Below are 20914 nucleotides of genomic sequence, written 5' to 3' on the forward strand. Positions count from 1 at the left end.
TCTATGAACACCGTCAATTCACAGCAGAGCTATGAAGTGCGCCGCTTTGGCAAAGAGGCCGAGCCAGTCGTGATCATTGATGGCTTCTCTGGAGAGCTGGAGCGCTTGATCACTATCGGGCGCCGAGCCAGCTATGCGCCAGCTCAGGGCTATCCGGGTATTCGCAGCCCGCTTGATCCGAACTATCTAAGCTCCAAGGGGCAAGTGCTCTCTGAAGCGCTCGCTCGCGAATTTGGCCTTACCAAGCAAATCACCATCGAAAGCTGCGCCTTTTCGATTGTTACGACACCGCCCAGCAAACTCTCCCCGCCTCAACGTATCCCCCATTATGACGGCACAGAGGCCAATCTGGTTGCCGTGGTGCAATACACTCAAGGGGCGGACCAAGGCGGGACCAGTTTTTATCGCCACAGGCGCACTGGCTTTGAGAGCGTGTCGGCGGAGCGGGCGCAGGCTTACAAACAAGGCCTGGCCGAGGATGATGCGGAATTTGGCGCACCGCCCGCAAGCTATCACCACGGCGATAGCGACCGCTATGAGATGATTGGCGAAGTTGAGGCGAAACCTGACCGATTGATCCTCTATCGCGGATGCCGCTTGCACTCTGGCCATATTCCTCACCCGCCCGAGGCACTTTCTCCGGGGTCGCCGCTGCCAGATGACAGCCGCCTAACCGTTACAGCGTTCCTGATCGGCACGGCTTAGGCGTCCCTTAGGCGGGCCCAACACCTCGCGAGATTGTTGCGCGATGCCCGCGGACGGCCTAGGCGCGAGCCAGCCATGACAAACTCTCCCAAAACGCCCCCCAAAACGCCAAGGTCGGCAGACCGCCCAGAGGGCGACCGCATCGCCAAGCTGCTCGCACGCGCAGGCATTGCCAGCCGCCGCGAGATTGAACGGATGATCGATGATCGCCGCATCACACTGAATGGCAAGCCGGTGGAAACGCCCGCTACCTTCCTCACCAACCTGCGCGGTGTCGCCGTCGATGGCAAAGCGGTCGGCCCGATTGAACCATCGCAGCTCTATGCCTTTCATAAGCCAACCGGGCTGCTGACGGCGGAGCGTGATTTCACTGGCCGAGCAACGATTTATGATGCGCTGGTCAATGCCCTGCCCAAGGGTACGCCGCGATTGATGCCAATCGGCAGGCTCGATCTGAACACCGAAGGGCTGCTGCTGCTCACCAATGATGGCGGACTGAAGCGCCAAATGGAGCTGCCCGCCAGTGGCATACCCCGCACCTACCGCGCGCGCGCATTCGGCGACGTCTCGCAGGAACAGCTCGAAGCTCTGGCCGAAGGCATTGAGATCGATGGTGTGCGTTACGGATCAATCAATGCGAACAAGGAACACGGCGGCAAAGGCGGTGGCCGCAATCAATGGATCGAAATGACCATTACGGAAGGCAAGAACCGCGAAGTTCGCCGGGTGCTGGAATATCTCGGTCTGGAGGTCAGCCGCCTGATCCGAACCGCCTACGGACCGTTTGAGCTGGCTGATTTGGGACGCGGCCAGGCCGTGCGTATTCGCAAGGGCGATCTTGACCGTTTTGTCAGCACGCTGAAACAGGCGCGTAAGCAAAATAAGCAGGATAATCAGAGCCAATGAGGATCATTGCAGGCGAATGGCGCGGGCGCAAAGTTACCGCCCCTAAAGGCGATGCAACCCGGCCAACGGCTGACCGGACACGCGAAACGTTGTTCAGTATGCTGGGCAGTCGCCTGGGCAGCTTTGAAGACCTACGCGTCGCAGATCTGTTCGCCGGGTCCGGCGCTTTGGGCCTCGAAGCGCTCTCTCGCGGGGCCGCGCATTGCCTATTTGTAGAACAAGATCGCGCAGCGCTCGACACGCTCCGCGCGAATATTGCGGCGCTGGGCGCGAGAGACCGCGCCGATGTGCAAGGCGGCTCTGTCATGAGCCTGGGACCGGCGCGTGCATCGTATGATTTGATTCTAATGGACCCACCCTACTTTACAGGCGCGGGAATGGTCGCGCTGGACCGGTTTCAACGTCTCAATTGGATTGGCCCAGCCACCTGGATCGCATTGGAAGTGGCAGCCAAAGAAGACGTCTCGGTCAAGGGATTGGAAATCGAAGCGGAACGGCGGGTCGGCAAAGGCAAACTTGTGCTGTTTCGCGCAAATCCACCTCAGGCAGAGGACACTGCACCTCCCGCCGCTCGCTCCAATTGATATGATCGGCCGGACTTGACCGATCACACCTTACTCTCAGCCTTCTGGTGGCGGCGCGTCTGCCGGTTCACCTTCGGAGGCCGGTGCAGGCTCCGCTGCACCTGATGCGCGCGCTTCAATCACCTGCCATGTCGATTCGCGGTCCGGTCCGCTCATGGAGGTGATCAGCACCCGATCCTCGTCCGACAGGCGCCAGAACAGCTCCTGACGATCAGGCGAGAGTGTCCAGTAATATCCGCGCGTCTCCATTGGCCACGTGTCATAGGCGGCCTGCTGATCAGGTGGCCAACTGTCATAAGCGGCCGTTTGATCAGGTGACAATTCGGTGGATGTGGATGGCGCTGCTTCGTCCTGAGCCAGCGCGGTTGAACCAATTGGAATTGCTAATGCCATCAGGCCGGCACTGGCAAAAAGTGAAAAAGACTTACGCATGGGAATCTCCATTAAAGTTGTCCCAAGCGCTAACGAACGCGACCCGCTTGCCCGTACGAGTTCCCCTCTTGAGCAAGCCCCATTCTTATGGCGATGGTTTTGTCCCATGCGAAGGCTTTGGCCGAGCACGCAGCGCGTCCAACGCACGGCTAAGCGTCATGCGTGGCGAAAGCGCGATGGGTTGAGAATGGCTCGCAAATAGTACGCTTGGATTGCACATTTCCCTCAAGAAGAGGCGTGCATGAACGAATATGCGTGCTTGCGGGGCGCGATCACGTTCTCTACTTGTTCACAGCATTGTTATGACAGAACCCCACGCCATACCCGCCAACGCTCCGCCGCCCGACAGAGCACCGATCCCGGCCTATGCCGCGCAATTGAACGCGCCGCAGCGTGAGGCTGTGCTGACGACAGAGGGCCCAGTGCTAATGCTGGCGGGGGCTGGCACTGGCAAGACAGCGGCGCTAACCGCGCGGCTGGCGCACCTGGTCGCCACCCGGCGCGCCTACCCCAGTCAAATCCTGTGCGTGACCTTCACCAATAAGGCCGCGCGCGAGATGCGGGAGCGGGTTGCGCGCCATCTGGGCGAAAGTGTTGAAGGTATGCCGTGGCTCGGCACGTTCCATTCGATCTGCGCCAAGATGCTGCGCCGTCATGCGGAGCTGGTTGGCCTGCAATCCAATTACACCATCATCGACACCGACGATCAGCTGCGCTTGTTAAAGCAGCTGATCCGGGACGAGGATATTGATGAGAAGCGCTGGCCTGCGCGTCAGCTGGCGGGATTGATCGACCGCTGGAAGAACCGCGGGCTGAACCCCGGCGATCTCGATGCCGGGGATAGCGAGGCCTTTGCCAATGGCCGGGGGCAAGCGATGTACCGCGCCTATCAGGATCGGCTGATCGCGCTCAACGCCTGCGATTTTGGCGATCTGCTGCTGCATATCCTCAATATCTTCCGCAAGCATCATGATGTGCTGGCCGACTATCAGCAGCGCTGGAAATATATCCTTGTTGACGAATATCAGGACACCAACGCCGTCCAATATCTGTGGCTGCGCCTGCTGGCTCAGGAGCATAAGAACATCTGTGTCGTCGGCGATGATGACCAGTCGATCTATTCATGGCGCGGGGCGGAAGTTGCCAACATCCTGCGCTTTGAAAAGGATTTCCCCGGCGCGCATGTGGTCCGGCTGGAGCAGAACTATCGCTCCACCCCACATATTCTTGGCGCGGCCTCTGGCCTGATCCGCGCCAATAGCGAACGACACGAAAAGACGCTTTGGACCGAGGTGAACGCAGGCGACAAAGTGAAAGTCGTGGGCGTTTGGGATGCGCCAGAGGAAGCCCGCCGGGTCGGCGAAGAGATCGAACGTCTGGAGGGCGAAGGCGCACCGCTCGACCGGGTCGCCATTTTGGTGCGCGCGCAATATCAGACCCGCGAGTTTGAAGACCGCTTCATCCAGATCGGCATCAACTACCGGATCATCGGCGGCTTCCGCTTTTATGAGCGGGCCGAAATTCGCGACGCCCTCGCCTATCTCCGGGTAATTGCTCAGCCGCAAGACGACCTCGCCTTTGAGCGGATTTACAACCAGCCAAAGCGCGGACTTGGCGCAAAGACACTGGAGAAAATGCACAGCCATGCGCGACGCACTGGCATGCCGCTGGCCGCTGCCTCGCTCGATCTGGCTGACAGTGACGAGCTGCCCGCGCGCGCGGCAAACACCATTGGCGCGCTCATGCGGCAATTCCTCAGCTGGCGCGAAAGCGCGGATGAGCTGACCCCGGCCGATCTACTGCGGCTGGTGCTCGATGAAACCGGCTATAACGACATGCTGCAAAACGAGCGCAGTCCAGAGGCCGCTGGCAGGCTCGAAAACCTCTCAGAGCTCGCTCGCGCGATGGAGGAGTACGAGACGCTCGGCGATTTCCTGGAACATGTCAGCCTGGTGATGGACAATGATCGCAGCGATGATGAAGAGACCATCACGATCATGACGATCCACGGGGCCAAGGGTCTGGAATTTGACCATGTGTTCTGCGTCGGTTGGGAAGAAGGCGTGTTCCCATCACAGCGCTCTCTCGACGAAGGCGGCCTCGCCAGCCTGGAGGAGGAGCGCCGCCTCGCTTACGTCGCGATCACCCGCGCCCGGCGCAAATGCCACATCTTCCACGCCGCCAACCGTCGGATTTACGGCCAATGGACCAGCTCGATCCCCTCGCGCTTTATTGAGGAATTGCCCGACGAACACATCGATCAGGAAACAACCATGACCGGCGGCGCATCCCTGTGGCAGGCCAATTGGAGCGAGCAGGACGACCCGTTCGCCCATGTCGCACAAACGCAGCCGGGCAAGGCGGAAAATCGCGGCCCCGGATGGCAGCGCGCACTTTCCTCTGGTTATGATACCAAGCCAAAGCGCATGCGCGAGAACACCCGTTCCGCCGCCAGTTTTGCCGCCAAACCGCGCAGCGACATCACCATCGGCGCAATGGTTCATCACGAGAAATTCGGAACCGGCTGTGTGACCGATCAGGAAGGCAACAAGCTGGAGATCGAGTTCGAGGAGTATGGCACAAAACGCGTGCTCGACAGCTTTGTGAAACTGGCTGGGTGATCCGGTTCATCTTCGGACGTATTAGAATGGGGGTTAGTCAAAAGCGATGAGAATTGTATTTTGGCTCCTCGCCCTCTTTGGGCTCAGCGCAATTGCCTTTGTTCAACTCGGTCCAGAGCTAATGACACGCGTGGATTCAAGGCATCCGATTCTGGCATCCGGAATGCCACCCCAAATTGAGCTCATTGAGAGCATCGCCACAAAAAATGGGTGGGAAATTTCGTGCACTGGAAGTGCAGGCGAAACGACGGTTGTAAGGCTGCTCCCGAGCTTTTCGTTGCCTTTGCCAGCGTCTTCTGACGATCTCTGGGACGAACTAACACCTGTGGCAACTTCGTTGAAAAACGATTCTGGTGACAACTCGGAAGAGACATCATGCGATCTCCCTGCGAACCATTTCGAGCTCTCAGTCGATCCGGAAGATGGGCCAATGGTAATCGGCGTAGGTCCGCGAGATTATCTTGAACCATTTCTGAAAATAGCAGAGCAGTGCGATGTCCGCGGAGCGAAAATTGCTCCAATAGAGGCTGAGGAACAGCGCATCTTTGAAGGCGAATTACCCGCCGGCTCGTTGGGCTTGATTGTCGACCCCGCGCAGGAAGCAAGAACAGGCCCGATCATGTGCTTGGGCCTTCTTTCTCACCGCCTTGAGCAATCGACCGATCCGGAAGAGTAAAGTCGAACCTGCATTCTCCAGGCTCTCGCAACACACGATGCGTGAAATCGCATTGGCACCGCTTCGCCGTTATATTATCCACTGCACACACAGCAGGAGGAGCCGATCATGCGAGCATTGCCTAAGCCAATAGCGAGGGGCCTGCCCCTGCTGCTTCCCTTGGCCGCTATCGCGTTGGCCAGGTTTCTCACCTTCACACCTTGGGCACAGGCAAATTCAGGCTGGGCCGCCATCCTTTTCGCCTGGATTGTCGCCGATGCGCTGCTGCTCGCCCTGATAGCAAAGGCGGACGATCACAAGCCTGCGTTCTTCCAGGTGATCGGTGCGCTATCCATAGCCAGCATTGTCGTTCTGATCGGTGCCTCTGCACCAGTTCGCGCAGAGTACTTTGCGCTTTCGCACGTGTTGATCGCCGCCAGTGCTACCCTCGCCCTCTATTTGGTGATGTGCGCGCTTCGCATTGTCTCCGCCTACCGCGAAACCGGGTCGATCATCGCCGGCTTTGAGCGCGTCTTGCCAAAGCCATTGGTCAAACAGGTGGTGACAGAATCAAAAATGCTGAGCCTCGGCCTGCTGCGCTGGGGCGCGCCTGTCGATGTGCCCGCCGGAGCGCGCGCATTTGCCTATCACACCTACCTCACACCGATGATTGCCACGTTCCTGGTGCTTCAACTGATCGAGATCAGTGTAGTTCACTTCCTGCTGATGCTGTGGAATCCAACGGTCGCTTGGGTACTGCTCGCACTGAGCATTTGGGGCGTGATCTGGACGATGGCACAGCTCAAAAGCTTCCGCATCAATCCCGTATTGCTAACGGAGGACAGCGTGCGGGTGCGCAGCGGAATGCTCTATGATTTTGAGATTTCGCGCGGCTCGATCGAGTCAACTCATACCAGTTTCACGAGCGAGGAGTTGGAGAGCAAAGAGGTCTTGAACCTCGCAATTATGTCCTCGCCCAATTGCAGTCTGCGCCTGAAACATCCGATCAGCGTTCCAACGCTTTTCGGCCGCACCAAGGCAATTTCCGGCGTGGCGTTGCGATTGGATGAAAGCGCCGCGTTCCTAGCCGAATTGGCGAAAGATCATGAACCCAAGAGCGCCTAGGTTCGCTTCCAACTTCCTCTATGGTTCAGAATGTGCCAGACTTCAGACAACGGCCTTCGACATAGGGAAAATTATGATCATGCTTAAATCTGTACTTGGCGGCGCGGCTCTTATCGGCGTCTCGCTTACCGCGCCGCTGGCCACCGCTCAGGAGCAGGCCAATCCCGGCGGCATCGTGCTGGGCAATGGCGAAGCCAATTGGATCATAGTCGAAGATTTAAAGCTAGCTGAGGAGCAACGCCCCTACACCGAACAGCGGATCACCAATCGGACCAGCGCGGTGCGCCGCGGTGATGGAACAACGCTGACATTCTCAGAGGTTCATATCGACGGCGATGGCTGGCTGGTCATGCATCCGTTTATCGATGGTAAGCCCAATGGCGACTATGTCGCGGGCTACACCCACATCAAAAGCGGTACCAACAAAGATGTGACGATCACTCTCAATCCCACACCGGAAAGCGGCGCGATGTATATCGTGATGCTGCACAGCGACAGCAACACCGACGGCGTGTTCGATTTCGTTTTCGTCGACGACACCAATGTTGAGGACCGCGCCGTCTTTGAGGGCAATCGCATGATCGCCCACGCTGTGGCGGTGCCCTAGGCCGAAAAGCCTTAGCCCATATTGAGAAAGCCGGGCTTTGGACCGTTCCATTCGCTCGCTCGCGCTGGTTCATCGTCTTCAGCGCGGCAATGTGAACCCCTAAAACGAGCTCGCTTGAGGTCTTTGACCAAGACGACCTTACTCAACTTAATATTCTTGAACATTCGAGCACAAAAAAGCCCCGCGCGCGTTTCCGCGGCGGGGCGTGTAGTGCAGGTTCGATGCTCGAACCTCGGGTCGCAAAGGCTTCATACCAACCAATTGCACCGAGGAAATGGGTAACCCCACCCAATTTTCAAAAAATCTACAAGGGTGCGGAGCAATCCGCGCTTCTCAATCCTTGAAGCCCATGTCGAGGAAGCCGGGCTTTGGACCGTTCCACTCGCCCGCTGGCACTGGCTCATCGTCCTCGTCGCGGCGGCGGCGTCCGCCCCGGCTGCGCTTTTCTGCCTTCTCAACGCGTTCTGGTCGTTCTTCACGTTTGGCGCGTTCCGGGCGCTCTTCACGATCTGATCGCTCTTCGCGGGCGCGGCGCGGTTTGCGCTCTTTCTTTGCCTCGCGCGGTGCGTCCTGCGTATCACCGTCCTCGTCACGCTTTCTAGAGCGAGAGCGGCGGGCGGGTTTTTCCGATTTCTCAGGCTTTTCGCCCTCATCATCGGAGGATTTCGATGCTTTTGGATCAGCAATCTCAACGCGAACGTCGTCTTTGCCAAACACCGGGATTGTGTTCTTGGTCAGCTTCTCGACATTGTCGATCGCCTCTGCGTCGGATTTCGTCACAAAGGTGAACGCCCGGCCTTTTGCCCCGGCGCGGCCCGTGCGGCCGATCCGGTGGACATAATCATCCGGATGCCACGGCGTATCATAGTTGAAGACGTGGCTAACGCCTTTAATATCGAGCCCGCGAGCGGCCACATCAGAGGCGACCAAGATATTGATATCGCCCGACTTAAACCGTTCTAGCTCTTTCTGGCGCGTGTTCTGATCAATATCGCCGTGGATCTCTCCACTGCGGAAACCGTCGTTCTGCAGCTTCTTATTGAGTTCGCGAACGGTCATTTTCTTGTTTGAAAAAACGATCGCGGTTTCGACCAGATCGTTGCGCAGCAGCCATTGCAGAGTGGACAGCTTGGCGCGCTGCTCCACGTTCACCTTAAAGGCGGTGATATCTTTGTTGGTGGTCGCTGCACGGGCCGTCTCAATCCGCTTGGGATTGGACAGAAACGTCTTCGCCAATTTTGCAATCGGCGGCGGCATGGTCGCTGAAAACAGCATGGTTTGCCGGGTTTCCGGCAGTTTGGAACAGATGAACTCGATGTCCGGAATAAAGCCCATGTCGAGCATCCGGTCCGCTTCATCAATGACCAGCAATTCGCAGCCATTGAGCAGGATCTTACCGCGCTCAAACAGGTCCATCAGGCGGCCTGGAGTCGCGATCAGAACATCGACACCTTCGTTCAGCGCTTTGAGCTGATCCCCCATTTGGACGCCGCCGATGAGCAGCGCCATTTTCAGGTCGTGGTTCTTGCCATATTTCTCGAAATTTTCTGCAACTTGGGCGGCAAGTTCGCGTGTGGGCTCAAGAATAAGTGAGCGCGGCATCAGTGCGCGGCGGCGGCCACTGGCCATGATGTCGATCATGGGCAGCACAAAACTGGCGGTCTTACCCGTGCCGGTTTGCGCAATGCCGATGATGTCTTTCATCATCAGCACGGGCGGTATCGCCTCTGCTTGGATGGCAGTGGGCTCAGTGTAGCCTGCGTCTTCGACGGCTTTGAGCAATTCAGGTGAGAGGCCGAGATCGGCGAAAGTCATTATAAGCGTGTTTTCCGGATATAGCGGGCAGCTTGCTCGCTGCCGGTCAAAATCTCACATGAACCCTTCATGCAAGAATTGCTGCGCCAATCGCCGAAACTGGCCGTAAAGTCAAGGAAATGGGCGCTTGGCTGGACGGCGAAGCCACGCCCGGCGCTGTGCGGCAGCTAGTCTTTGACGGCCACCAATTGCCGCATGCGTTCAACTTCGCATTTTGAACCAGCGCGCGATTGCAACTTGTCTCGCGAGACGCACAGCTTTCCGTCATCGTTCTTCTCGACATAAAAGCCGGAATAGAACTCACGGGCAAGACAGGCCTTTTCAAGGTTGAGCGAGATGATCCGGCGGTCACGCAGGAACAGCAGCAGACGATTGCCCCGCCCGGTTTGCACGCCCGCGATGTCTTCCACCGCAAGGCATTTGTCCATCTTACGCTCTTCATAGCGGGTGTTGAGCCCCTGGCGCGGGAGGTCGGCCAGCAATTGGCTGCCCCGGCTCGGGCGCTTAGGCGAAATGCGGATGATCACCCGCTGCTCAATGCGCACTTGATGGGCGGTGTTGGTCTGCTGCCACGCGTTCAGCGGATTGGCGGAAACGGGAATGTCAGACTGACTGCGCGTCTTTGCCGGCGATTTGGCCAGCGGCGGTTTCTGCTCATCGCTCAGCGCATTGGACGGGGCGACATCGGGCGCCTGAGTTTCAACCGGAACCGGCGAAAAAGGCGCAGGAGCCGCATTGGCAACGCCCGTGCTTTGCGAGGCGAGCGCGGCAAACAAGGTGATTGGCAACGCAATTGGGGCCGCGAATGCGAGCATGCCTTGCATGGTCTGGGCCTCCTAAAAAGTGTCGCTCACCCCCCTGTGGGCTTGCTCGATTGGACGCGTTTAGCATCTAGAATTGAATGGCGGCTTAATTGATTGTCAGTTTGATTACAAAACTCTGGAGCATTCGCATCGCTGTGTGGCATAGCGCGCGCAATGACGGACCACGATAAATTCCTCGCCGCAGCGGCGCAATTGCTCGGGGCCAAAGGCTTCACGCAGGACAATGATGCGCTGGAGCCATGGCTGACAGACTGGCGTGGGCGCTACACCGGGCGGGCGCTCGCTCTCGCTTCACCTGCCTCAACGCAGGAAGTGGCCGAGCTGGTCAAACTGTGCGCGCAGCATTCCATCCCCATCGTTCCCCAAGGCGGGAACAGCGGCATGTGCGGCGGCGCAACCCCGGATGAGAGCGGTGCGGCCATTTTGCTGTCGCTGCGCCGTATGAACACCATCCTCAGCATGGACGCCGATGCCGGCCAGACCGTGTGCGAGGCGGGCGTGATCCTGCAAACCCTACACGAGGCCGCTGAGGCCAAGCAGATGCGCTTTCCCCTGACGCTCGGCGGTAAGGGCTCTGCGACGGTGGGCGGGCTTGTCTCCACCAATGCTGGCGGCACGCAGGTGCTGAGGCATGGGACGATGCGCGCTCAGGTGCTGGGGCTGGAGGCAGTGCTGCCCAATGGTGAGATTTTTGACGGGCTGACCGCGCTTAAGAAAGACAATCGCGGGTTTGATCTCAAACAATTGCTGATCGGATCAGAGGGGACGCTGGGCATCGTCACCGCCGCGAACCTGCGCCTGCTACCCCAGCATCGCGGGCGGATCGCCGTATGGGCGGGCCTATCCAGCATCACGGCGGCTCGCACGCTGCTGCGCCATGTAGACCGCGCGCTGGGCGACACGCTGGAGGGCTTTGAGGTCGTGCCTGATCACTGCCTGATCAACGTTCTCGATCACCTGCCCGATGCACGCTCTCCGCTGAGTCAACGCCACGCGTGGTATGCGCTTATCGAGTTCGTCTCCACCGCCGAGGATGCAGACGCCTTGCGCGAGCAGGTCGAGACTATTATGGCCGACGCATTCGAGCAGGAATTGCTCGAAGATGCCGCGATCGCCGCGAATGAAACGCAGGCGGAGCAATTCTGGCTGCTGCGCGATTCGATTTCTGCTGCAGAGCGCGCCATCGGCCCAGCGATGCAGCACGATATCTCTGTGCCGGTGGAGAAAATGCCCGAATTCATCCTTAAGGCGATTCCGGCGGTCGAAGGCGCCTTTGCCGGTACCACAGCGGCGGCCTTTGGCCATTTGGGCGATGGCAATGTCCATTTTCATGTCCTCGCCCCCACCGGCGCCACACCGGGGACATGGGAAGAGACCGAGGGTAAGAAAATCTCCAACCTCGTTTATGAAATGGTGTGCGAATGGGGTGGTTCAATCAGCGCAGAGCACGGCATCGGGCAGCTTAAAGTGCATGAATTGGAGCGGCTGAGCGATCCCGCCGCGCTCACAATTATGCGTAGCGTAAAGCAGGCGCTCGACCCCAAATCACTGTTCAACCCGGGAAAGCTGCTCATCAATCATTGAACCGCGCTTGCGCACGGGCGCATGAACGCCTACAGCGCGGCCCGTTCGGCTTATAGCTTGCTATCCAGTCGCCCACATTTTTCAGCACCGTAATATTCGGAGAACCGTCATGGCCAGCGCGCCTCAGCCGCAGCTTCCACTGTTTTACAAAGACCTGCTCCCGCTTAACAGCAAGGAGCACAAGGATTGGAAGGTAAAGCCTTTCGACGATGCGTCTTTCCTTGCCGACACTCACGCAATCCCTCTGACGGTTGACGAGTTCGTCGATGCCCAGCGTTCTTACCCGATTGTGTTTACCGCTGGCGAGAACCCACTGCCGATCGCACTGATGGGTCTTAACGAAGGCGTGAACACCTTCATCGGTGACGACGGCAAGATGATGGCTGACAATTACGTGCCAGCTTACGTGCGCCGCTATCCCTTCATGCTCGCTAAACTGCAGGAGGGTTCAGAAGAACTCTCGCTCTGCTTCGACCCAAGCTCTGGCGTCGTTGGCGATCACAAAGACGGCAACGAACTGTTCGACGACAAAGGCGAATCCAGCGAATACACCAAGAGCGTGCTCGATTTCTGCAGCAAGTTCGAAGAGTCCGGCCAGCGCACTCGTGCGTTCCTGGACGAATTGAAAAAGCTCGATATTTTGATGGATGGCGAAATTGCGATCACCCGCAATGACATGCCTGACAATCCATTTGTTTATCGCGGTTTCCGCATGGTTGATGAGAAGAAATTGCGTGAATTGCCAGCGGACACACTGGAGGCGCTGAACAAGAACGGCATGATCTTGCTGATCCACGCTCACCTGTTCTCGCTGAACCTGATGCGCACCCTGTTTGAGCGTCAAACCGCACAGGGAAAGATGCCTGAACCAACACCTGCGCCAGCTACGGTCAACTGATCTACGCGACGCAGCTTTCTTAACGAAGCACTCAGGGCTTGGCCGGGGCTTGAACGAGCTCTTGCCAAGCCCTATTTATTTGGTGTCAGCAAGGTTGCCCTCATGACCGAGCTGACAGACCGCGCCGATTGGCGCGATCCTCCCTGAACCTTGGCCACCTCGTGCAATTTTGCACGGGGTGGTTTTTTATGTGGGTTCATTCGCTTGTTTGCGAAGGCTCAGAAAGAGAAGGCGGAACGGCCTGGGTAGAAGCCGCGCTCATTCGGCAGCTTGCGCAAACCGCCCATCATCGCCCAGGCGCGCTGTTTCCGCGCCCAGCTCTCGCACCAGTCCTGCCAGCATTTTTGCCATCGGGCCTAGGCCTGCGCTGGGTTCCGCCATCCGGTCATCCAGATAGGTAGAACGGCACACCTCAACCTGCACCGCATGGATTCCCCGCGACGGCGATGATTGCCGATCGAGCACAAAGCCGCCCGCATAGGGCCGGTTGTGCGCCACGGAATAGCCCTGCCCCTCAAGATAGCGGAACGCGCGGTCAATCAGGCCGCCATTGCAAGATGCACCGAATCTGTCGCCCAGAACCACCTTGGGCGCGCGGGTTTGCGAATCCGGCCGGCGCAGCGGCGGCATGGAATGCAGATCAACCAGCAGCGCAGCGCCCCAACGATCGCGAATACGCTCCAGCTCCTGGGTAAGAAACGCATGGTAAGGCCGGTGAATATTGTCGATCCGTTGATCAAGTTCTCTACGCGGCAAAGCGCTGCGCCATATCTCGCCAAATCCCGGCAAGCGGCGCGGCACAAGCCCCAGCCCGCTGCGCGCGCGGCGATTAACCTGAGAATTGCGAACATTCGGCTTATCATCGCCGATAATCATACCCCAATCGACATCCTCGCGGGAACGATTGAGATCCAGCATCGCACGCGGCGCATGCGCCACCATCAAACCGGTGCCGGTCTGCTTCGCAATGCGGCTCGCCAACAGATCGACATAGCGATCCTCCAACCGCAGGGCCGAAAGTTCAGGATCGCGCATTTCCGCGACCACTTTGGACGGATATACCCGCCCGCCATGCGGCGCGGCCACAATAACCGGCAAAGGCATGGAGCCTGGCGCAAAAAAACTGAACGCTGGGCCATGGGCATCGCCCGCGACCCTGCCGCCGCTTTCACGGCGCGAATCGTCCTGATTTTGTTTGCCGAAAACCATAGCCACAGGTTTGCTGCCTGCTTTCGCGGGCCAAGTCAAAAACATCCCAAATACAGTAAATGCGATGATCCATGTCTCAAAGCAGGGCAATCGCATCTTCGGCTAGGATTTCTTAAGCTCGCGGTGCTATTGGATTCGCATGACGACAAACCCCTCTCCCAAGATCCTCCTCGCCGAGGATGAAGAAGCCATGCGCACCTATCTAGAGAGGGCATTGACCAATGCCGGCTATGAGGTGTCGACGGTGGATCGGGGAACCGAGGCCGTGCCTTTGCTTGAAAAAGAGCATTTTGACCTGCTTCTGTCAGATATTGTCATGCCGGAAATGGACGGGATTGAACTGGCGCAGCGCTGCGCCGAGATCAGCCCGCGCACCAAGGTGATGTTTATCACTGGTTTTGCCGCCGTTACCCTGCGCGCAAGCCGCGAACAGCCGCATGCTAAAGTGCTCTCCAAACCATTCCACCTGCGCGATCTCGTGCTTGAGGTGGAGCGTGTGTTTGAAGAGCAGCGCGAGGCGAGTCTTTAGATTTTAAGTGCGCGCGCGAGCTAATGGCTTGCACGATTGAAAGAGCCGCGTTAATGCGCCGCTCCGCTATGAGCAATCATGGCATTCCTGATGGTGCGGGCGTATAGCTCAGGGGTAGAGCACTGTATTGACATTGCAGGGGTCCCAAGTTCAAATCTTGGTACGCCCACCATCATGAAACTCACGAAGACCCGCCCTTACCCGGCGGGTTTTTGTTTGCGCGAGTGCGGCTTTGTGGATGTGTGCGTACGCGCTGGAATTGGCGCTAAACCGAAGCATCGGTACGCGGATCAATCACTTTCCTACTCCACATGGGTCGGGATATAACGGGACGCATGCTCAGCCCTCACCATTTATCGAGAAATCCGATCAAACAGGCCCCGTGTGATCGATTGGATTTTCACGCTAAGACTGTGTTCTAGGTGCTCCAAGCGTGCTCCAGCTGCGATGAACCGATAGTAGCCGTGAATGGTACGAAAACCCGCAAAACAATGGTATTTGGGGGCATGCTGACGCTTGAGGCACGGGCAAAAGCTGCTAAGGCCTGCGATCAGGGATTATCTAACACAATCCGAACACACGAAATCCAATGAAGGACGGGACACCTCCCATGCAAAAAATCCAGGTCAAGAACCCGGTCGTTGAACTCGACGGCGATGAGATGACAAAGATCATATGGCAATGGATCCGCGAACGGCTGATCCTGCCGTATCTCGACGTTGACCTGAAGTATTACGATCTCTCGATTGAGAAACGCGACGAAACCGACGACCAAATCACCGTCGATGCAGCGAACGCGATCAAGGAATACGGCGTTGGCGTGAAATGCGCGACCATCACCCCTGATGAAGCCCGCGTTGAAGAGTTCAGCCTCAAGCAGATGTGGCGTTCGCCAAACGGCACGATCTCGCAACATCCTGGGCGGTGTTGTCTTCCGTGAGCCAATCGTGATCGACAACGTACCGCGTCTGGTCCCGGGCTGGACCGACCCAATCGTGGTTGGTCGTCACGCCTTTGGCGACCAATACCGCGCAACCGACACGCTGATCCCTGGCCCGGGCAAGCTGCGCCTCGTATTCGAAGGCGAAGATGGCCAGAACATCGATCTTGATGTCTATGAATTCCAGTCATCGGGTGTCGCCATGGCGATGTACAACCTGGACGACAGCATCCGCGACTTCGCGCGGGCTTGCATGAACTATGGTCTGGATCGCAAATGGCCGGTCTATCTCTCGACCAAGAACACCATCATGAAGAAGTATGATGGCCGTTTCAAAGACCTGTTCGAAGAGGTCTATGAAAATGAGTTCGCTGCCAAGTTCAGCGAAGCAGGCATCACCTACGAACACCGCCTGATCGACGATATGGTTGCCTCTGCCCTTAAGTGGAGCGGTAAGTTCGTTTGGGCTTGTAAGAACTATGACGGCGATGTTCAGTCCGACACTGTAGCTCAGGGCTTCGGCTCGCTTGGCCTGATGACGTCCGTTCTGATGACTCCTGATGGCAAGACCGTGGAAGCGGAGGCCGCACACGGCACCGTTACCCGTCACTACCGTCAGCACGAGCAAGGCAAGGCGACCTCGACCAACCCGATTGCATCGATCTTCGCTTGGACCCGCGGCCTGATGTATCGCGGCAAGTTCGACGAGACGCCTGAAGTGGTGAAGTTTGCTGAAATGCTTGAGCGGGTCTGCATCGAAACCGTCGAAAACGGCGCGATGACGAAAGACCTCGCATTGCTGATTGGCCCAAGCCAAAACTGGCTGACAACCGAGCAGTTCTTCGAGGCGATCGTCACGAACCTTGAGAAGGAAATGGCGAACTGGTCGTAATATCGATCTTGCTTGAAACAGGAGCGGCGCGGATGGCTGGTGATGCCTTAGCGCCGCTTCTGGCCTACTGACATGGCAGGCGAACTCTCTCTATCACCAATGATGAAGGATGCGTTGGTCATCCTGGGCGCAGCCGGGATCGTCATTCCTGTATTCGCCAGATTCCGCATCACTCCGATCATTGGCTTCATCCTGATCGGCGTTCTGGTCGGCCCTTACGGCCTTGGCACTCTAGTCGAAGCCGTCCCGGGTCTCAGACATGTGACCATATCGGACCCAGAGCGATTAACGCCCTTCGCCGATTTCGGCATCATCCTACTACTGTTCGCCATTGGGCTAGAACTCTCGTTCAACCGTCTGTGGCAATTGCGAAAACTGGTGTTCGGACTTGGCTCGCTTGAGCTGCTTATCATCGGTTCCGCGTCCGCCGCGTTCTTCGGCTACATCAGCGGAATGGACTGGACCGGGGCACTCGCGCTTGGCTTCGCCCTCGCCTTCTCATCCACCGCTATCGTACTGCCAATCTCAGGGACGAAATCACCGGTTGGCCGCGCGGCGCTGTCCATGCTGTTGTTCGAAGACATCATGATCGTACCGATCGTCTTCATCCTTGGCGCGCTTGCCCCGCATGCACAGGCCGAGGGCTGGAGCGGCCTCACCGACACGCTGTGGCAAGGCGGCCTCGTCATTCTCGCGCTGCTGGTGCTCGGCCGTTTCGCGCTCCCTCGGCTGTTCTCACAGGCTGCGCGCACGAAGAGTCCAGAGCTGTTCCTTGCCGCTTCCCTGTTGGTCGTCATCGGTGCCAGCCTCGCCACTTCAGCGGTCGGTCTATCGCCCATCGTTGGCGCGCTGATCGCGGGCCTGCTGATCGCAGAAACTGAGTATCACGGCGAAGTTGAGAGCATTATGGAACCCTTTAAGGGCCTGGCACTCGGCGTGTTCCTGATCACCATCGGGATGAGCATCAACCTTGCCACGATTTGGCAGAACCTGGCTGAAATCATGCTCGCTGTCGTCGGCGTGCTGGTGTTCAAAGCTATCGTTACGGGCGTGCTGTTGCGCCTGATGGGCGCACGCAAGAGCACCGCAGCAGAGACCGGCGTGCTGATGGCCAGCCCAAGCGAAACGACGCTGATCGTCTTGGCGGCGGCTACCACCGCTCTAGTCGTTGATGCAGAAACCGCGCAATTCTGGCAAATCGTAACGGCAATTGGCCTTACCATCACACCGCTGCTCGCCCGCCTCGGACGGGTAATCGCACGCCGAGTGGAACCCGTCCCAGAGTTGCCCGACGAAGACGAGGACGAAGCGCGCACCATCATCATCGGTGCGGGCCGTGTCGGTCGCCTGATCGCGGACATGCTGGTTATGCACGATCAGCCCTATGTTGCGCTCGATTCGGACCCTGACCTGATCGAACGCGCGGCGCGCGATGGCTACCGTTCGGCATTCGGTGATGCGGCGCGCGGGGATGCGTTGTCACGGCTCGGGATTGAAAAGGCTCCGGCAATCGTTCTAACCATGGATGAGCCTGTGCTAGCTCAACGCTTGGTCACAAAACTGCGAAAGAGCTATCCCGAACTGCTGATCGTTGCCCGCGCGCGCGACACCGATCACGCCGCCGCGCTGTACCGCGCAGGCGCCAGCCATGCCGTGCCGGAGAACTTAGAGAGTTCGCTTCAGCTTTCGGAGGCTGTGCTGGTCGACATCGGCATACCCATGGGGCCAGTAATCGCCTCTATCCACGAGAAGCGCGATGAATTTCGCGAGCGGTTAGAGCGCGATGGCAAACTTACCAGCAAGCCGCAATTGCGCACCTCAACCAACACGCCTTAGCCTCTACCTACCCAGCGATGGCAGCCTTGACCGCTGCCAGAGCATCTGCCGCTTTACTGCCATCCGGACCGCCGCCTTGCGCCATGTCGGGACGACCGCCTCCGCCCTTGCCGCCAAGCGCTTCCACGCCAACACGTACTAGAGAGGTTGCGTCAAACCGCTCTGTCAGATCATCAGTCACTGCGACCGCAATAGCGGCCCGACCATCGTTCACGGCGATCGCCGCTGCGATACCGGAGCCAAGGCGTGTCTTCGCCTCATCGAGCAGCGGGCGCAGTTCCTTGGGACTCAGGCTATCGAGCACCTGGCCGCTGAAGGTTACTCCACCAACATCTTCATCCGTTTGCGCGGGACCATCGCCGCCGCTCGCGCCGCCGCCCAATGCCAGAGCCTTCTTCGCCTCCGCGAGTTCCTTCTCAAGCCGCTTGCGCTCATCAAGCAACGCAGCGACCCGTGCGGGCACCTCTTCTGGCGTCGCACGAATTGCACTCGCCGCCGCCTTCAAAGCATTCTCGCGTTCGACCAGCCAAGTGCGCGCAGCCTCACCGGTCAACGCCTCAATGCGCCGTACACCAGAGGACACGGCACTCTCAGAGATGATCCGGAACACGCCAATGTCGCCTGTGGCCGAAACATGCGTTCCGCCGCACAGTTCGACCGAGAATGAACGGCCTTCCGTGCCCGTGCGTCCCATGGAAAGTACGCGCACTTCCTCCCCGTATTTCTCGCCGAACAGCGCCAAGGCGCCCGCTTCAACGGCGTCATCGGGGCTCATCAAGCGTGTTCCGACCGGCTCATTTGCCCTGATCTCGGCGTTCACTTCAGCCTCAATCACGGCAATATCTTCGGTCTCCAAAGGCTTTGGATGGGAGAAATCAAACCGCAAACGATCTTCTGCAACCAGGGAGCCTTTTTGCGTCACGTGCCCGCCAAGCCGATTGCGCAGCGCCGCGTGGACCAGGTGAGTGGCCGAGTGATTGGAACGCACCTTCGCGCGCCGCACATCATCAACTTCCAAATGTACATTGTCGCCGACCGATACTTCGCCGCCGGTTACCTCAACCTGATGCGCGTGAAGGCGTCCCAGAGGTTTCGCCGTGTCCAAAACCTTGGCGGCAAATCCATTCGGTGTGCTGATACTACCGGTATCACCTGTCTGCCCACCGCTTTCGCCATAAAACGGGGTCTGGTTGGTCAGCAAAACCGCGCTCTCGCCCGCTTTAACTGATTGAACCTCCGTGCCGTCTTTGACGATTGCGACCACGGTCCCCTCGCCCGAGGTAGAATTATAGCCGGTAAATTCCGTGGCGCCTTCGCGCTCCGCAATGTCGAACCACACCTCGCCCGATGCGGCATCGCCCGACCCTTTCCAAGCCGCGCGAGCCGCAGCCTTTTGACGCTCCATCGCAGCTTCGAAGCCTTTGCCATCCACGCCAATCCCGCGTTCGCGCAGAGCGTCTTCGGTCAGATCATAGGGAAAACCGTAGGTGTCGTAGAGTTTAAACGCGGTCTCCCCATCGAGTTCGCCGCCCTCGCTCATGCTGCTGGTAGCTTCGTCGAGCAGCTTTAGACCCTTGTCTAATGTCTTGCGGAACTGCGTTTCCTCACGCTCAAGCACTTCCTGGATCAAGGTTTGACCGCGGGTGAGCTCCGGATAGGCTTGTCCCATTTCCGTGACCAACGCCGGGACAAGCCTGTGCATCAGAGGCTCGCTCGCTCCGAGCAAGTGTGCATGCCGCATCGCACGGCGCATGATCCGACGAAGGACATATCCACGCCCCTCATTAGACGGCAGCACACCGTCAGCCATCAGGAAGCTGACCGAACGCAAATGGTCCGCGATGACCCGGTGGCTTGCCACTGCATCACCTTCGCCGCCCACTCCGGTGAGCTGTTCCGAGGCAGCGATCAGCGCTTTGAACGTGTCGGTGTCGTAATTGTTGTGCACACCCTGCATAACCGCAGCGATGCGTTCCAGCCCCATACCAGTGTCAATCGACGGGCGCGGCAAGTCGGTGCGCTCACCACTAGCCTTCTGGTCAAACTGCATGAAGACGAGATTCCAGATCTCGACAAAGCGATCACCGTCTTCATCCGGGCTACCCGGAGGGCCGCCTGCAATATGCTCACCGTGGTCATAAAAAATTTCCGAACACGGTCCACATGGCCCGGTGTCGCCCATTGACCAGAAGTTGTCGTTGGTCGGGATGCGAATGATCCGTTCCTCTGGCAGGCCGGAAATCTTGCGCCATAGATCGAACGCTTCATCATCGGTGTGATAGACGGTCGCGGTGAGCTTATCTGCGGGAAGGCCCCATTCCTGCGTTAGAAGCGTCCAAGCATTCAAGATCGCTTGCTCCTTGAAATAGTCGCCAAACGAAAAATTGCCGAGCATTTCAAAGAAGGTGTGATGCCGCGCTGTGTATCCGACATTGTCCAGGTCATTATGCTTACCACCAGCGCGCACGCATTTTTGCGAAGACGCGGCGCGCGGCGCAGGCGGCGCCTCCAGTCCAGTAAATGCGTTCTTGAAAGGCACCATGCCCGCATTCACGAACATCAATGTCGGATCGTTATAGGGAACCAGTGGTGCACTGGGCACCTCAGCGTGGTCAGCATTCCCGAAGAAGTCGAGAAAAGAGCGGCGAATATCGTTGGTCGAAGTCATTGCGAGAATGCAGTTAGGCAATCACGCGGTCAGCGACAAGCCACCGCGTGATCAATGCACACTGAGTTCGTAATTCTTCATTAC

16 protein-coding genes, 1 tRNA gene and 1 pseudogene are annotated in these 20914 nt (G+C 58.2%); 13 read left to right on the top strand and 5 right to left on the bottom strand.

Features of this window, described 5'->3' with window-relative positions; all coding sequences use genetic code 11:
* The first annotated feature begins 3 nt into the window (after positions 1-3).
* From AC0V6O_RS08810 to rsmD, 3 genes are all read left to right on the top strand, one after another.
* Positions 4-705 carry a DUF6445 family protein gene (locus AC0V6O_RS08810; RefSeq protein WP_486143307.1) on the top strand — a complete coding sequence of 234 codons (702 nt, stop codon included), beginning with the start codon at positions 4-6 and terminating at the stop codon, positions 703-705.
* 75 nt (positions 706-780) lie between these two features.
* A complete protein-coding gene (locus AC0V6O_RS08815) occupies positions 781-1611 on the top strand; it encodes a pseudouridine synthase (protein ID WP_472638908.1) in 831 nt (276 codons plus the stop codon).
* Positions 1608-2195, top strand: coding sequence for a 16S rRNA (guanine(966)-N(2))-methyltransferase RsmD (rsmD, locus tag AC0V6O_RS08820; RefSeq protein WP_486143309.1), 588 nt, complete (start codon positions 1608-1610; stop codon positions 2193-2195). Before AC0V6O_RS08815 ends, rsmD begins: the two co-directional genes overlap by 4 nt.
* A gap of 36 nt (positions 2196-2231) precedes the next feature.
* Here the strand turns inward: rsmD and AC0V6O_RS08825 are convergent, their stop codons facing one another.
* Entirely contained in the window at positions 2232-2588 is a 357-nt protein-coding gene (locus AC0V6O_RS08825; protein WP_486143311.1) for a hypothetical protein, read from the bottom strand.
* 341 nt (positions 2589-2929) lie between these two features.
* Here AC0V6O_RS08825 and AC0V6O_RS08830 point away from each other — a divergent pair, with 341 nt between their 5' ends.
* The 4 genes from AC0V6O_RS08830 (at position 2930) to AC0V6O_RS08845 (ending at position 7635) form a co-directional block, all read left to right on the top strand.
* Positions 2930-5248 carry an ATP-dependent helicase gene (locus AC0V6O_RS08830; protein ID WP_486143313.1) on the top strand — a complete coding sequence of 773 codons (2319 nt, stop codon included), beginning with the start codon at positions 2930-2932 and terminating at the stop codon, positions 5246-5248.
* 46 nt (positions 5249-5294) lie between these two features.
* The gene (locus AC0V6O_RS08835; RefSeq protein WP_486143315.1) at positions 5295-5924 is read left to right on the top strand and encodes a hypothetical protein; all 630 of its coding nucleotides are present in this window, start codon (positions 5295-5297) and stop codon (positions 5922-5924) included.
* A gap of 108 nt (positions 5925-6032) precedes the next feature.
* Positions 6033-7028, top strand: coding sequence for a hypothetical protein (locus tag AC0V6O_RS08840; protein ID WP_486143317.1), 996 nt, complete (start codon positions 6033-6035; stop codon positions 7026-7028).
* 79 nt (positions 7029-7107) lie between these two features.
* Positions 7108-7635: a DUF7282 domain-containing protein gene (locus AC0V6O_RS08845; protein WP_486143319.1), complete on the top strand. Its 528-nt coding sequence runs from the start codon at positions 7108-7110 to the stop codon at positions 7633-7635.
* Positions 7636-7968: 333 nt separating this feature from the next.
* On the opposite strand, the gene AC0V6O_RS08850 is transcribed toward AC0V6O_RS08845, so the two are convergent.
* Together AC0V6O_RS08850 and AC0V6O_RS08855 are read right to left on the bottom strand one after the other, a co-directional pair.
* Positions 7969-9450, bottom strand: a complete 1482-nt coding sequence (locus tag AC0V6O_RS08850) for a DEAD/DEAH box helicase (protein WP_486143321.1) — start codon at positions 9448-9450, stop codon at positions 7969-7971.
* A gap of 167 nt (positions 9451-9617) precedes the next feature.
* Positions 9618-10274 (bottom strand): hypothetical protein, encoded by a 657-nt coding sequence (locus AC0V6O_RS08855; RefSeq protein WP_486143323.1) that lies wholly within the window; start codon positions 10272-10274, stop codon positions 9618-9620.
* A 153-nt stretch (positions 10275-10427) separates the two neighbouring features.
* Here AC0V6O_RS08855 and AC0V6O_RS08860 point away from each other — a divergent pair, with 153 nt between their 5' ends.
* Both AC0V6O_RS08860 and AC0V6O_RS08865 read left to right on the top strand, forming a co-directional pair.
* Positions 10428-11858: an FAD-binding oxidoreductase gene (locus AC0V6O_RS08860; protein ID WP_486143325.1), complete on the top strand. Its 1431-nt coding sequence runs from the start codon at positions 10428-10430 to the stop codon at positions 11856-11858.
* A 109-nt stretch (positions 11859-11967) separates the two neighbouring features.
* The gene (locus AC0V6O_RS08865) at positions 11968-12756 is read left to right on the top strand and encodes a SapC family protein (RefSeq protein ID WP_472638917.1); all 789 of its coding nucleotides are present in this window, start codon (positions 11968-11970) and stop codon (positions 12754-12756) included.
* 258 nt (positions 12757-13014) lie between these two features.
* Here the strand turns inward: AC0V6O_RS08865 and AC0V6O_RS08870 are convergent, their stop codons facing one another.
* The gene (locus AC0V6O_RS08870) at positions 13015-14010 is read right to left on the bottom strand and encodes an N-formylglutamate amidohydrolase (RefSeq protein ID WP_486143327.1); all 996 of its coding nucleotides are present in this window, start codon (positions 14008-14010) and stop codon (positions 13015-13017) included.
* Between the two features lie 94 nt (positions 14011-14104).
* On the opposite strand from AC0V6O_RS08870, the gene cpdR reads away from it, so the two are divergent.
* From cpdR to AC0V6O_RS08890, 4 genes and pseudogenes are all read left to right on the top strand, one after another.
* On the top strand, positions 14105-14494 hold the full coding sequence (cpdR, locus tag AC0V6O_RS08875; protein WP_472638918.1) for a cell cycle two-component system response regulator CpdR: 390 nt from the start codon (positions 14105-14107) through the stop codon (positions 14492-14494).
* A gap of 97 nt (positions 14495-14591) precedes the next feature.
* Positions 14592-14666, top strand: a tRNA-Val gene (locus tag AC0V6O_RS08880).
* A gap of 438 nt (positions 14667-15104) precedes the next feature.
* Positions 15105-16326 (top strand): annotated as a pseudogene (locus AC0V6O_RS08885) (NADP-dependent isocitrate dehydrogenase).
* Between the two features lie 72 nt (positions 16327-16398).
* On the top strand, positions 16399-18162 hold the full coding sequence (locus tag AC0V6O_RS08890) for a cation:proton antiporter domain-containing protein (protein WP_486143330.1): 1764 nt from the start codon (positions 16399-16401) through the stop codon (positions 18160-18162).
* Between the two features lie 7 nt (positions 18163-18169).
* Here the strand turns inward: AC0V6O_RS08890 and alaS are convergent, their stop codons facing one another.
* Positions 18170-20830, bottom strand: coding sequence for an alanine--tRNA ligase (gene alaS, locus AC0V6O_RS08895; protein ID WP_486143332.1), 2661 nt, complete (start codon positions 20828-20830; stop codon positions 18170-18172).
* Between the last annotated feature and the right edge of the window lie 84 nt (positions 20831-20914).

The sequence above is a fragment of the Erythrobacter sp. JB2-19 genome, from assembly GCF_057365005.1.